Annotated in this window: 13 protein-coding genes; 12 read left to right on the plus strand and 1 reads right to left on the minus strand. The window is 66.3% G+C overall.

Features of this window, described 5'->3' with window-relative positions:
* Positions 1-94: 94 nt before the first annotated feature.
* The 10 genes from OU994_RS15940 to OU994_RS15985 all read left to right on the plus strand — a co-directional run bounded on the left by OU994_RS15940 (position 95) and on the right by OU994_RS15985 (position 10,996).
* A complete protein-coding gene (locus tag OU994_RS15940) occupies positions 95-1,798 on the plus strand; it encodes a GspE/PulE family protein (protein ID WP_131146035.1) in 1,704 nt (567 codons plus the stop codon).
* A complete protein-coding gene (locus OU994_RS15945; RefSeq protein ID WP_131146034.1) occupies positions 1,798-3,024 on the plus strand; it encodes a type II secretion system F family protein in 1,227 nt (408 codons plus the stop codon). Before OU994_RS15940 ends, OU994_RS15945 begins: the two co-directional genes overlap by 1 nt.
* Positions 3,024-3,542 (plus strand): hypothetical protein, encoded by a 519-nt coding sequence (locus tag OU994_RS15950; RefSeq protein WP_281606646.1) that lies wholly within the window; start codon positions 3,024-3,026, stop codon positions 3,540-3,542. Before OU994_RS15945 ends, OU994_RS15950 begins: the two co-directional genes overlap by 1 nt.
* Before the next feature lie 71 nt (positions 3,543-3,613).
* Positions 3,614-4,072 (plus strand): type II secretion system protein, encoded by a 459-nt coding sequence (locus OU994_RS15955; protein ID WP_281606647.1) that lies wholly within the window; start codon positions 3,614-3,616, stop codon positions 4,070-4,072.
* A gap of 124 nt (positions 4,073-4,196) precedes the next feature.
* Entirely contained in the window at positions 4,197-4,670 is a 474-nt protein-coding gene (locus tag OU994_RS15960) for a Tfp pilus assembly protein FimT/FimU (RefSeq protein ID WP_281606648.1), read from the plus strand.
* Positions 4,667-5,218 carry a hypothetical protein gene (locus OU994_RS15965; protein WP_281606649.1) on the plus strand — a complete coding sequence of 184 codons (552 nt, stop codon included), beginning with the start codon at positions 4,667-4,669 and terminating at the stop codon, positions 5,216-5,218. The genes OU994_RS15960 and OU994_RS15965 overlap by 4 nt, the downstream gene beginning before the upstream one ends.
* An 8-nt stretch (positions 5,219-5,226) precedes the next feature.
* Entirely contained in the window at positions 5,227-6,084 is an 858-nt protein-coding gene (locus OU994_RS15970) for a prepilin-type N-terminal cleavage/methylation domain-containing protein (RefSeq protein ID WP_281606650.1), read from the plus strand.
* Positions 6,085-6,185: 101 nt separating this feature from the next.
* Complete coding sequence (locus OU994_RS15975) at positions 6,186-6,671, plus strand: agglutinin biogenesis protein MshP (protein WP_281606651.1); 486 nt, start codon at positions 6,186-6,188, stop codon at positions 6,669-6,671.
* A gap of 16 nt (positions 6,672-6,687) precedes the next feature.
* On the plus strand, positions 6,688-9,855 hold the full coding sequence (locus OU994_RS15980) for a DUF6701 domain-containing protein (RefSeq protein ID WP_281606652.1): 3,168 nt from the start codon (positions 6,688-6,690) through the stop codon (positions 9,853-9,855).
* A 187-nt stretch (positions 9,856-10,042) separates the two neighbouring features.
* Positions 10,043-10,996, plus strand: a complete 954-nt coding sequence (locus tag OU994_RS15985; RefSeq protein WP_281606653.1) for an agglutinin biogenesis protein MshI — start codon at positions 10,043-10,045, stop codon at positions 10,994-10,996.
* Positions 10,997-11,042: 46 nt separating this feature from the next.
* Here OU994_RS15985 and OU994_RS15990 read toward each other — a convergent pair whose 3' ends face one another.
* Positions 11,043-11,300: a hypothetical protein gene (locus OU994_RS15990; protein WP_281606654.1), complete on the minus strand. Its 258-nt coding sequence runs from the start codon at positions 11,298-11,300 to the stop codon at positions 11,043-11,045.
* A 398-nt stretch (positions 11,301-11,698) separates the two neighbouring features.
* Here OU994_RS15990 and gspM point away from each other — a divergent pair, with 398 nt between their 5' ends.
* Together gspM and OU994_RS16000 are read left to right on the plus strand one after the other, a co-directional pair.
* Positions 11,699-12,448, plus strand: a complete 750-nt coding sequence (gspM, locus tag OU994_RS15995; RefSeq protein WP_281606655.1) for a type II secretion system protein GspM — start codon at positions 11,699-11,701, stop codon at positions 12,446-12,448.
* On the plus strand, positions 12,433-12,834 hold the full coding sequence (locus OU994_RS16000; protein ID WP_281606656.1) for an MSHA biogenesis protein MshK: 402 nt from the start codon (positions 12,433-12,435) through the stop codon (positions 12,832-12,834). The genes gspM and OU994_RS16000 overlap by 16 nt, the downstream gene beginning before the upstream one ends.
* Positions 12,835-12,845: the final 11 nt, after the last annotated feature.

The raw sequence follows: 12,845 nt of genomic DNA on the forward strand, positions 1-12,845 counted from the left end.
TGCCGGACCGGTATTTTCTAGCCCATGGGCAACCTTTCGTTCTACAATCGACGGTTAATTACTTGATGTACCGCAACATGGGAGATGCGCGCATATGGCAAGGCCGGAAAAGGTAAGGCTCGGGGAAATTCTGGTGCAGCAAAAACTGCTGTCCGAGGAACAGCTCGGCCTGGCACTGGCGGAGCAGAAGCGCAGCGGACGCAAGCTGGGCCGCGTGTTCATCGACAGCGGATATGTCACGGAAGAGCAGATCGCCGGCGCGCTGGCGCGCCAGCTGAACATTCCGTACATCAACCTCAAGTTCTACAACATCAACCCTGACCTGGTGCGCCTGCTGCCGGAAACGCAGGCGCGGCGCTTCCGTGCGCTGGTGCTGGAGCAGCGCGATTCGGGCATGCTGGTGGGCATTTCAGACCCGACCGACCTGTTCGCGTACGACGAGATCGCCCGCATCGTCAAGCAGAACGTCGAACTGGCCGTCGTCAACGAAACCGAGGTGCTGGCCGCGATCGACCGCATCTACCGCCGTACCGACGACATCACCGACCTTGCGCGCGAGCTGGAAGAAGAGATGGGCGATGTGTCCGTCGACTTCGGTGCGCTGGCCGCCAATCCGGGGCTGGAAGAAGCGCCGGTGGTGAAACTGCTGCAATCGGTGTTCGACGATGCCGCCCAGGTGCGCGCCTCGGACATCCACATCGAACCGCAGGAAGCCCGGCTGCACATCCGCTTCCGCATCGACGGCGTGCTGCACCTGCAGACCCAGGCCGACATCAAGATCGCGGCCGCGCTGGCGCTGCGCCTGAAGCTGATGTCGGAGCTCGACATCTCGGAAAAGCGGCTGCCGCAGGATGGCCGCTTCGCCGTGCGCGTCAAGAATACCCGCATCGACGTGCGTATCTCGACCATGCCCACGCAGTACGGCGAATCCATCGTCATGCGTCTGCTGTCGCAGGGCAGCACCAACCTGCGGCTCGATGCGATCGGCATGCCGCGCCCGCTGATGGAAAAGTTCCGCGCCATCGTGCAGCGGCCGAACGGCCTGGTGCTGGTGACGGGGCCGACCGGTTCCGGCAAGACCACCACGCTGTACAGCGCGCTGGCGGAACTCAATTCCGTGGAAAAAAAGCTCATCACCGTGGAAGACCCGGTCGAGTACCGGCTGCCCGGCATCAACCAGGTGCAGGTCAATGAGAAGATCGAGCTGAACTTCGCCCGTGTGCTGCGCTCGGCGCTGCGGCAGGATCCCGACGTGGTGCTGGTGGGCGAGATGCGCGACCAGGAAACGGCGCAGATCGGCCTGCGCGCCGCCATGACGGGCCACCTTGTGCTGTCCACGCTGCACACCAACGATGCCGCCAGCACGCCGCTGCGCCTGATGGACATGGGCGTGCCGCGCTACATGGTGGCCAGTTCGCTGCAGGCCGTGCTGGCCCAGCGCCTGGTGCGCGTGATCTGCGAAAGCTGCACGGAACCGTACACGCCGACGCCCACCGAGCGCGAATGGCTGAGCCTGGAACTGAACGACAAGGTCGACATGGCCCGCTATTTCCATGGCAAGGGTTGTTCGCATTGCAATGGCATGGGCTACCGCGGCCGGACCGGCGTGTATGAACTGCTGGAAATGACGAACGCCGTCGTCGATGCCGCCAACGACCCGGACCCGGCGCACTTCCTGAAGGCGGCCGCCCGCGAAATGGCGGGGCAGACGCTGCGCCGCCATGGCGTGCAGCTGGTGGTGCAGGGCCGCACCACGATTTCCGAAGCCATGCGGATCAGTAACCAGCAAGAGGATTGATGCCTTATTTTGCCTACAAGGCGCGCGATACGCGCGGCGAGCTGATGCAGGGTGTGCTGGAAGCCGTCGATTCGGCGGCCGTGGCGGACCAGCTGATGGGATCGGGAGCCACCCCGGTCGACATCTCGCCCACGCGCGCCCCGGCCAAGGGCGGCGGCCAGTCCACCTGGGCCCGGCTGCGGGAAAAAAAGGTCACGCCGCTCGACGTGCAACTGTTTTCGCGCCAGATGTACACGCTGCTCAAGGCCGGCGTGCCGATCATGCGCGGCCTGGCGGGCCTGCAGGAATCGGCCGTGTCGCCCGCCTTTGCGAAGGTGATCCGCGACCTGCGCGAATCGCTCGACGCCGGCCGCGAACTGTCGATCTCGATGCGCAACCACCCGACCGTCTTTAATAATTTCTATCTGTCCATGGTGCGCGTGGGCGAAATGACGGGCCGGCTCGACGAAGTCATGCTGCGGCTGTACGACCACCTGGAATTCGACCGCGACATGCGCGGCAAGGTGAAAAGCGCGCTGCGCTATCCGATGTTCGTGGTGATCGCGATGGTGATTGCCATGTTCATCGTCAACATGTTCGTGATTCCCCAGTTCGTGCAGGTGTTCCAGAGTTTCAAGGCCGAGCTGCCGCTGATGACGCGGATCCTCATCGCCACGTCGAACTTCACCACGCAATACTGGTACATCATGCTCGGCGCGGCTGCGGTGGCCGGCTTCGCGCTGCGCGGCTGGGTGCGCACGCCGCTGGGTTTGCTGCGCTGGGACCGCTGGAAGCTGAAGCTGCCCGTGGCCGGCAAGATCATCCACAAGGCCACCATGGCCCGCTTCGCGCGCAGTTTCGCGCTGTCGTCCAAGAGCGGAGTGCCGATCGTGCAAGCCCTGACGGTGGTGTCGCAGACCGTCGACAATGCGCACCTGAGCCAGCGCGTCGAGAGCATGCGCGACAGCGTCGAACGGGGTGAGAGCATCCTGCGCACGTCGGTCGCGGCCGGCATATTCACCCCCATCGTGCTGCAGATGATCGCCGTGGGCGAGGAATCGGGTTCGCTGGACGACCTGATGGACGAGATCGCGCTGCTGTACGAGCGGGAAGTGGACTACGAACTGAAGACACTGGCCGCGCAGATCGAACCCATCCTGATCACCTTCCTCGGTGTCATGGTCCTGATCCTGGCGCTGGGCATCTTCCTGCCGATCTGGAACCTGGGCAAGGCCGCGCTGCACTGATGGTGGCCGCCGCCGTCCAGCGGGCGCGCGGCGCCACGCGCTTCGAATTCGCCATCTGCGCCATGGTGTTCAGCGTGCTGGCGGGCGTGCTGCTGCATTACGTGCTGCGCTACCGGGCCGAGGCCGAACTGGCCGGCGTGCGATTCCAGGTGGCGGCCATGCGCACGGCCCTGGCCGGCAAGATCATGGAAGCGGCCCTGGCCGGCGACACGGGAAGGCTGCAAGCCCTGGTCGGCAGCAATCCGGTCGCGCTTCTTGAACACGCACCGCCAGGATATGTGGGTGAGGTGGATCAACTAAATGGTCGAAACATCCCCCGTGGCAGCTGGGTTTTCGACAGAAAACAACAGATCATTGTGTATTTGTTCAGCGGAAACAAAACTTTTTCCACACGTCACTATACACATTGGAGTTACCGTGTAGAATCACTTTGCTTGCCCACGAACAACGCCAAGCCGCCAGGAACGACAGCAGATGTAGCGAAGCTGAGCGTTGCCCTTACCCAGGTAGACGGTTGAACAGAATGTAAAACGCATCCTCGTGTCGCTTCCGTCACAAACACATTCTTATTGTTACGTTGGAGATTCTCATGCAATTCAAACAAGCTTCGCTCTCGCAAGTTTCCCGTGGTCAAGGCGGCTTCACCCTCATCGAACTGATCGTCGTCATCGTGATCCTGGGCATCCTGGCCGCGACGGCACTGCCGAAGTTCGCCGACATGGGCAGCGACGCACGCCGCGCCAAGATGCAGGGTGCCCGCGGTGCGGTCTCCAGCGCGGCAGCAATCACCCGTGCGCAGTGGCTGGTTACCGGTACCACCAGCAGCCGCTCCGTGACGCTCGATGGCGTGGCGATCGCGGTGAACGACAAGGGCTACCCGGATGCGAGTGCGACCGGCATCGCCCTGGCGGCCGGCCTGGATGGCACCGTCGATTACGAGATCACCGGCACCGCGCCAGTCACGATCGCCGACAAGAAGACGACCACCTGCGCCTTCACCTACAATCCGGCCAACGGTACGGTGACCGCCGTCTCCGGTACCTGCTGATCCGGCGGATAGTGGCATACTCGGCGTCGTGACGACCGACAGCCCTATCCGACCACAATCCCGGCTGCCCCGACTTCATGCGGGGCAGTTTGGGTTTACGCTGGTCGAACTGGTCCTGATCCTGATGATCGTCGGGATCCTCGGCGCCGTGGCCGCGCCGCGCTTCTTCGAACAGCGCACGTTCGACGTGGCTGGTTTTTCCCAGCAGACCACCGCACTGATCCGTTTCGCCCAGAAGCAGGCGATCGCGCAGAACCGCAACGTGTATGTGCGCCTCGATGGCGCGAGTGTTGCGCTGTGCTACGACACGGATTGCAACGGCAAAGTCGGGGCGCCGGCGCGCAGCAACAGCGGCAGCGCCACCACCCTGGCGCGGTGCGGCAATCTCACCACCTGGGCCTGCGAAGGCATTCCCAACGGGCTGGCGATCACGGGGGCTCCCATGTTTTATTTCGACCCTGCCGGAAAACCGTTCAACGCCGCCGATGGCGACAGCGTGGTCAATTCCACCTTCGTGGCCCGGCTGGCGGTGCGCGTCAGCGGCGGCGGCATCAGCCAGGACACGGTCATCGAACCGGAAACGGGGTTTACCCGATGACGGCCCGGCGGACCATGCGCCGCCAGCGCGGCCTGACGATGATCGAACTGGTCATGTTCATCGTCATCGTCAGCACCGCCGTGGTCGGCGTGCTGGGCGTGATCAGCTACAACACCCGGAGCAGCGCCGACCCGATCCGGCAAAAGCAGGCGATGGCGATCGCCGAGAGCCTGGTCGACGAGATCCGCGCCGCGCGCTTTTCGTGGTGCGATATCAGCGATCCCGATTTCCTGACCGCCACGTCGGCCGCCGCTTGCACGAAACCCGAAGGTGCCGGCCAGGAAGCGGGTGGCGGCCTGCGCCCGTTCGACAACGTCAACGACTACGTGGGCACGTACGGCGTACCGCAAACCTACGCCACCGATGTGATCGGCACGCCGTTCCCGGCGGGCTACACGGCCACCGTCACGATCACGCAGGCCGGCTTCGGCCCGGCCGGCAGTGCCGTGCCGGGCGACGCCGGCCTGCGGATCCAGGTGACGGTCAATTATGACAACAGCGCGGTCACGCTGGAAAGCTGGCGCAGCCGCTACGCACCGAACAACTGAACATGGACATGGCGCGCAGACAAGGCATCGAAGTGGGCAGGCGGGCTGCCAGGAGCGGCGGCTTCACGCTGGTGGAGGCGGTGATCGTGATCGTCATCACCGGCATCGTCGCCAGCATGGCGGCGCTGTTCATCCGCGTGCCGGTGCAAAGCAACCTGGCCACCGAGGCGCGTGCCGACCTGGCGGACGCGGCCGACCTGGCGCTGCGGCGCATGAGCCGTGAATTGCGGCTTGCCGCGCCGAGGACGGTCACCATCCTGAACGGCAACCTGGCGATCCAGTTCCTGCTGTCGAAGACCGGCGCCCGCTATGTCAGCGTCAACGACAATCCTCCCGCGACACTGCTGCCGCTCGATTTCGTCGGCGGCAGCAGCAGCTTCGACCTCATCGGCGCGCCGCCCGCGGGCCGGCAGGCCATCGTGCCGGGCGACTACATCGTGTTCGGCAACCTGGGCTTTGCGCCGTACGACGCCTACCAGTTCGGCAAGGGCGCCGCCAATATCTCGCGGGTCGGCGCCATCAACGGCAGCCGCGTTACCTTGCAGACGAATTACTTTTCCGGCGCCGAACCGGCCGGACAGATGTTCCAGGTCGTGACGGGCAAGGTGACCTTTGTGTGCACGCCTGGCGCCAATGGCGGCGGCACGCTGCAGCGCTTCTTCAACGCGGCGGACCTGACGCCGGGGATGGGCGCGCTGGGCACCGGTGCCGTGCTGACCGACAAGGTCGCCGGCTGCATCTTCGGTAATACCCTGCTGCCGGGGGCGAACAACGGTTCGCTGATGACGCTGGTGCTGTCGCTGCAGCATGCCAATGGCGAGGGGGCGCAGATGGTGCGCCAGACCCAGCTCGACAATCCAACTTGAACCGAGCCGACTTGAACCGAGCTGCCACGAACCAAGCTGCCACGAACCAAGCTGCCACGAACCAAGCTGCCATGAACCAAGCCGCCATGAACCGAGCCGCCATGAACCGAGCCGCCATGAACCGGGCTGCCGTGATCCGTACTGCATCGCACCGCATCGACCCGCGCCTCGTGCGCCGCCACATTCGCAGCCGCGGTGTCAGCATCGTCACGGCGATCTTCCTGCTCGTCGTTCTCAGCGGCGTCGGCGCGGCCATCGTCACCACCGCCACCACGCAGCGGCAGTCCGCCACCATCGACCTGCTGGGCACCCGCGCCTACGAAGCGGCACGGACCGGCGTCGAGTTCGGCTTGTACCAGTTACTCCAGAACAACGGCACCTGCCCGAACACGAGCTTCACGGCGCCCGGCGCACTGTCGGCGATGACCGTCACCGTCACCTGCGTCACGGTCGGCACCGAAGGCGCGCCGGCGCTGACGCAAACCCGCATCACGGCCACCGCCTGCAACGCGCCGGCCGGCGGCGCCTGCCCGAACGCCGCTCCCGGCGCCGACTACGTGCAGCGCGTGGTGCAGGTGGTGATCTGACATGAAAGCGTTCCACATGCTCCGACAATCTTCCCGCCGCGCGCTGTGCGCGGCCACCCTGGCGCTGTGCGCCGCGCCGGCGCTGGCCGATACGCCCATCGTGCTGTTCAAGAGCTTCGCCGGCAATGTGACCATGACCGGCACGCAAAAGTCGCTGCGCACCAAGTCGAACAACGACGATCCGTGCGCGACGACGACGGCGGTCGACATGAACCTGTCGGGCCTGCCGTCGGGCGCCCGGGTACTGGCCGCCTACCTGTACTGGGCCGGCTCCGGCGGCAGCCCCGATTACTCGGTCACGTTCGATGGCAAGGCGGTCAGCGCACCGGCCACCCGGCGCTACACGTCCTCGACGGTCGGCTACAACTATTTCGGCGGCGCCGCCGACGTGACCGAGCAGGTCAAGGCCAAGGGCAATGGCACGTATTCGGCCAAGGACCTGGCCATCGACAAGAGCCTGTTCTGCGCCGTGTCGGGCGTGCTGGGCGGGTTCCAGTTGCTGGTGATCTACAGCGCCAGCGACCAGCCGTTCCGCGTACTGAACGTCTATGAAGGCTTCCAGTACATCCGCTATTCGTCGCTCGAGCTGACGCTGGCCAATTTCCTGATCCCCAACCCGCCCGGCACGGGACGGGTGGGGCACATCACCTGGGAAGGCGATACCACGCTGTCGGGCGGCGGCGAGACGCTGCGCTTCAACGGCGTCGAGCAGGCCGACACGCTCAACCCGACCGGCAACCAGTTCAATTCCGTCAGCGGCGTGAACGGCGACAAGGCTTCCTACGGCATCGATTTCGATGTCTATACCGTCAAGGCACCGGTGATCGCCAGCGGCCAGAAGTCGGCCAAGACGGTCTACACGTCCGGGCAGGACCTGGTGCTGCTGAACGCCGAGGTGATCGCCGCGCCCAACGTGTCGGCCACCGACCGTGGCGTGACGATGACCCTGGATGGCCCGCTGATCCCTTCCGCGCCCACCACGTACACGATCAGCGTCGTCAACAACGGCCCGATGGACGAGGGCGGTCCGCTGACCGTGACGGGTACGCTGCCGGCTTCGCTGATCTTCGACGAGGGCGCGGGTACCGGCTGGAGCTGCGGTGCCAGGGGCCAGCTGGTGACCTGCACATACAGCGGCCTCGTGAAGGTCGATACGACCCTGCCGCCGCTCAAGCTGACCGTCACGCCGGCGGCATCGGCCAGCGGCCTGGTGTCGTTCGGCGTTACGGTGGCCGGCAAGCTGTTCGACTATTACGACGGCAACGACACGTCGACCGTGAGTACCCGCGTGGGCAACCAGAATTTCACGCCGGTGTTCATGTTCACGGACGAGCCTTGCGAGCACAACAAGCCGTTCGGCCACCCCAACCAGCCCTGCAAGCCGCTGACGCTGGAGCACATGCAGGCGAATACGGATTTGAGCACCTACATCTCCTATGTGGTGAAGAACGTGCCCACCGCGCTGGCCAGCGGCAACACCACGCTGCCGATGCGCTTCGCGATGAGTTGCCACGATCCCAGCACGAACGCCGGCGTGCGCGGCACGTATGCGCTGCGCAGCAATACGGTGACCCTGCCGCTGTGCGCGGCGAACGGCGTGATTCCGCCGCAGGACTCGGTAGCCTGGAGCGCGGCCAGCAACGTGCTGTTCCCGGGGGGCTCGCCATCGAGCCAGGCCACCACCACGAAGAACCGGGGCGAGTCCGACGACTTCCTGCTGCGCTACCAGGACGTGGGACGGATCGAGCTGTTCGTCACCGACGCCGATGCGCGGCTGGGCTCCACGGGTGCCTTCGTATCGCGGCCGGAGAAATTGCTGCTGCTGGCGCAGTCGAGCAACAAGGCCGGCGACCCGGCCAGCGCCACCGACCCCCGCTTCGTCCCGGCCGGCACGCCGTTCACGATGACGGTGCGCGCGCTGATGCAGGGCCTGACGGTGGCGGCGCCCAATTTCGGCCGCGAGACCGAGCCCGAGAAGATCAAGCTGCGCGCGGTGCCGGCCTCCACCGAGGATGGCTCGCCGATCCGGGCGATGGTGGCCGACCGCGAGCCCGGCAAGTATTTCGACCCGGTGGACCTGGAGGGGGAATTCGGGCCGTTCGTCTCCGGCATCGCCACGGGCACCTTCGTGTTCGACGACCTGGGCGTGATCAAGGTGGACTCGATGCTGGCGCCGACCCCGGCGGAACTCGCCGAGAACGCCAGCAGGGAAGTGGGCTCGTACCTGGGTACGGGCAACGTCGTGGGCACCACGATCAACGTGGGCCGCTTCTACCCGGACCATTTCGACACGGTCGTCACGGGCCCGATGGAATGCCCGCCTGCCGTGGCCTGCCCGAAGAATCCCAGCAAGACCACGGTGCCGTCGGTGGAGATCCTGACCATGGCGTATGCCGGCCAGCCGTTCACGGTGGACGTGAAAGCGTTCAGCAGCCGCGGCACGCTGCTCAAGAACTACCGCGACGACCTGGCGCACGATGTGCTGCTGAGCGCGTGGAAGGCGCCCAACGGTACCACCGCGCAAGACGCGCCGCTGGCGGGCACCACCAAGTCCGTGCTGAGCACCGCCACGATCACGGCCGGCACGTTCGATGCCGGCACGGCAACCGTTACGCGGACGTACACGTTCCCGTCGACGCTGGCCTACAACGCCAGCGCGCCGGACGCCAACAACTGGCCGCAGCCCGTCTCCGTGTACCTGCGCGCCGCCGAAGTGGCCAACTTCGACGATGTCACGTCGAAGCGCGCGGCCGCCGTCGAGGGCGGCGTGCGGGTCGCGGCCGGCCGCTGGTTCGTGCCTAAGCAGCAAGGTTCGGCGGCGCTGGCGATGGACGTGCCGGTCAGACCACAGTTCTTCGGCACGCTGAACGGCATGGCGGGCTGGTACTACTCGGAGACTGATTCGGCCACCACGTTCGCCCCGCTGACGGAAGTGAACTTTTCCGCGTGCACCAAGTTGGCGGGCGCGAGTGGCTGCAAACTCGCGCTCACGGTCGACAAGGCCACCGTAGGCAAGGTCAGCGCTGGCGCCGGCACCGTGAAGCTGTTGGCACCGGGCAGCGGCAGCAGCGGCTCGGTATACATGTGGATGACGGGCCCGGCGTGGCTGCCGAGCGTACGGGGGGTGCTCACCTATGGCACAGTATCGATGAGCCCCTACACCTACCTGCGCGAAATCTATTAGGCAGCGGTGCCGGGAGGCGTTTCGCCGGGGGAGGGCCACCTTGCACACGAATCGGCGCTGCCCCGGAACGCGACGCAAAAAAATACGGCAAAAATAGCTTTTTGCTACCGGAACATGCTGGAATCTTGAATATAATCAAGACACTGCATGGTTTTCTGCAAGCATTACCCGATATCGGAACAGGCGCATGGCTTTCTGGCACAAGGCAAGGAAAAAGGATGGCTGGCTGGCGTTGAGCGCCGGTGCGGCCGGCGTGACCGCGGCGGTGGTGCGGCGCGCCGCGGACACCAAGGCGGGCGTCAAGCCGGCCGTGCTGGCGGCGGCCCAGCATCCAGGCAGCCGGGCCGAGGCGGCCGGGCTGGTCGCGCGCATCGGCAAGGAATTCGATGCCGCCGAACACCTGTGCTCGAGTGTGCTGGTGCCCGGCGAGTACCAGCTGCTGGTGCTGGAGGCGCCCAACGTGCCGGTTGCGGAAATGAAGACGGCGGTCGGCTGGAAGCTGAAGGACATGATCGATTTTCCCGTGCTCGAGGCCACCATCGACGTGCTGGACATTCCCGTTGCCCCGAACGGGCCCGCGCACAACCACCAGGTATTCGCGGTGGCGGCGCGCAACGGCATCATCGAGGCGCTGCAGAACCTGTACGTGGAAGCCAAGGTGGACCTGGCCGCGATCGACATTCCCGAAATCGCCCAGCGCAACATTTCGGCATTGCTGGAACCGGAAGGGCGCGGCCTGGCCATGCTGGCGTTCGACGAGCACGGCGGCCTGCTGACGGTGACGTTCCGCGGCGAGCTCTACCTTGCGCGCCGCATGGATATCGCGCTCGGCCAGGTCGAGGGCCCGCAGGAGCAGCGCCAGCAGCTGTACGACCGCATCGCCCTGGAACTGCAGCGTTCGCTGGACAATTTCGAGCGGCAATTCCAGTACGTCGCCGTGTCGAAGCTGGTGCTGGCGCCGACCGGCAGCGCCAGCCTGCACGATTACCTGTCCGCCAACCTGTACCTACCCGTCGACCTGCTCGACCTGGACAGCGTGTTCGACTTCGACAAGGTGCCGGAATTGCGCGACGCGGCGCAGCAGGCGCGCTTTTTCACCGTGCTGGGCGGCGGATTGCGCGATGAAGGTGCGGTGGCATGAGCCAGCAGATCAACCTGTTCAACCCGCGCTTCCGCAAGGAAAAGCGCTACCTGACGGCGCCGGCGCTGGCCATCGTCGTCGGGGTCGCGCTGGCCGGTTCGGTGGCGCTGTCGGTCGCGGCGAGCGGCCGCGTGGCCGTGCTGGAAGACGAATCGGCGCGCCTGAGGGAACAGCTGGCCGAGGCGGAAGCGCGCAAGGCCAGCGTGCTGGCCGGGCTGGTGCCGCGGCCGAAGGATGCCGCCGTGGAAAGCGAACTGGAGCGGGCCGGGCTGGACCAGCGCGCGCTGCGCGGCGTGGCGGACATCCTGGAACAGAACCGGGTCGGCGATCCGCGCGGCTATTCCGCCTATTTCCAGGCCCTGGCACGCACCCGCGTCAGCGGCTTGTGGCTGACAGGGGTGGAAATCGGCGGCGCGAACGCCGACATCGGCCTGCGCGGCCGGGCGCTGCGCGCCGAGCTGCTGCCCGGCTACCTGAACGGCCTGGCGCGCGAACCGGCGCTGCAGGGCAAGGCGTTCGAGCAGCTGGAAATATCGCGGCCGGGGCTGGCGGCGGGCGGCGTTGAAACGCGTCCGGGCGAGCCGCCGCGGCTTGCGCCGCCGCCGATGACGCCGGCCGACGGCGCCGCAGCTGCCGCTGCCCCAGCCCCGCTGCCGCCGCCGTATGTGGAATTCACGCTGCAGGCGCGTGCCGGGGGGCGCGATGAAGGAATTGTGGCTGAAATGGGCGGCCCGCATCGATGCGCTGACGCTGCGCGAGCGGATCATGGCGTGCGCCGCCACGGTGGCGGGCGTGATCTTCATCGCCTACATGGGCTTCATCGAACCGGCCGGGGCGCGCGAGCGCACGCTGCGCACCGCGATCCTGCAGCAGAAGGTGCAACTGGCCGGCATCGACGTGGAAATCGCCGAGAAGCAGGCGGCCGCGCAAGCCGATCCCGATGCCGACCTGCGCAAGCGCCTGGCCGCCGTGCGGGCAGAAAACGACCAGCTGCGCGCCACGCTGCGCACCACGCAGAGCGCGCTGGTGTCGCCGGACAGGATGACGGTCCTGTTGCAGCAGATGGTGCAGCAGAACGGCAAGCTCAAGCTGCTGTCGCTGCGCACGCTGGCGCCGGCCGGCACGACCGATGGCAATTTCGGCGACGCCGGCACCGATGGCAGCCTGGCCGGGCCGGTGCTGCCGCGGGCCGGGCTGTCGACCACGCCGCCCGGCGTAGCGGGGGACAGCGCCGATGGGGAACCGCAAAAGCCGCTGCTGTACCGCCATGGCGTGCGCATCGTGCTGCAGGGCGGCTATGGCGACATGGTGGCTTACATGGCGGCGCTGGAACGCTTGCCGGCCCGGCTGTACTGGGGCCAGGCCACGCTGGATGCCACCGAACACGACAAGGCAACGCTGGCCTTGACCTTATATACGCTGAGCCTGGACCAACAATGGATCGCCCTGTAGCGTGCCTCTTCTTCGACCGCCTGCGCCTCGTGGCCCAGGCTCCGGCCATCGCACTGGCCATCGCACTGGCGTTTCCCGGCGGTGCCCGGGCGCAGGTCGCCGACCCGACGCTGCCACCGCCCGGCCTGGATGCGCTGGCGGCCGGCGGGGAAGCGCCGCCGGTCGCGCCGCCCGGCCCGGAATTGCAGTCGATCCTCGTGTCGCGCGAGCCAGGCGGGCGCCGGATTGCCGTGATTAGTGGCGAAATGGTACGGCAGGGCAGCCGTTTCCAGGGCGCGCTGGTGGAATCGGTGGGCGAAGACCGCGTGGTGCTGCGCCGCGGAAAGGCCCGTGAAACGCTGCGGCTGTATGTCAAGCCCGAAGCCATGCCGGCACGGCAGGAATGAACAACATGAAA

Origin of the sequence: Pseudoduganella sp. SL102 (assembly GCF_027856995.1) — a bacterium.
In the GTDB taxonomy this organism is placed as follows: Bacteria; Pseudomonadota; Gammaproteobacteria; order Burkholderiales; family Burkholderiaceae_D; genus Rugamonas; species Rugamonas albidiflava.

Coding starts and splice junctions, on each gene's coding strand:
- OU994_RS15940 (WP_131146035.1), top strand. CDS start 95: ATGGCAAGGCCGGAAAAGGTAAGGCTCGGGGAAATTCTGGTGCAGCAA.
- OU994_RS15945 (WP_131146034.1), top strand. CDS start 1,798: ATGCCTTATTTTGCCTACAAGGCGCGCGATACGCGCGGCGAGCTGATG.
- OU994_RS15950 (WP_281606646.1), top strand. CDS start 3,024: ATGGTGGCCGCCGCCGTCCAGCGGGCGCGCGGCGCCACGCGCTTCGAA.
- OU994_RS15955 (WP_281606647.1), top strand. CDS start 3,614: ATGCAATTCAAACAAGCTTCGCTCTCGCAAGTTTCCCGTGGTCAAGGC.
- OU994_RS15960 (WP_281606648.1), top strand. CDS start 4,197: ATGATCGTCGGGATCCTCGGCGCCGTGGCCGCGCCGCGCTTCTTCGAA.
- OU994_RS15965 (WP_281606649.1), top strand. CDS start 4,667: ATGACGGCCCGGCGGACCATGCGCCGCCAGCGCGGCCTGACGATGATC.
- OU994_RS15970 (WP_281606650.1), top strand. CDS start 5,227: ATGGCGCGCAGACAAGGCATCGAAGTGGGCAGGCGGGCTGCCAGGAGC.
- OU994_RS15975 (WP_281606651.1), top strand. CDS start 6,186: ATGAACCGAGCCGCCATGAACCGGGCTGCCGTGATCCGTACTGCATCG.
- OU994_RS15980 (WP_281606652.1), top strand. CDS start 6,688: ATGCTCCGACAATCTTCCCGCCGCGCGCTGTGCGCGGCCACCCTGGCG.
- OU994_RS15985 (WP_281606653.1), top strand. CDS start 10,043: ATGGCTTTCTGGCACAAGGCAAGGAAAAAGGATGGCTGGCTGGCGTTG.
- OU994_RS15990 (WP_281606654.1), bottom strand. CDS start 11,300: ATGTCCGCCACGCCGCGCAGCGCGCGCTGGTCCAGCCCGGCCCGCTCC.
- gspM (WP_281606655.1), top strand. CDS start 11,699: ATGAAGGAATTGTGGCTGAAATGGGCGGCCCGCATCGATGCGCTGACG.
- OU994_RS16000 (WP_281606656.1), top strand. CDS start 12,433: ATGGATCGCCCTGTAGCGTGCCTCTTCTTCGACCGCCTGCGCCTCGTG.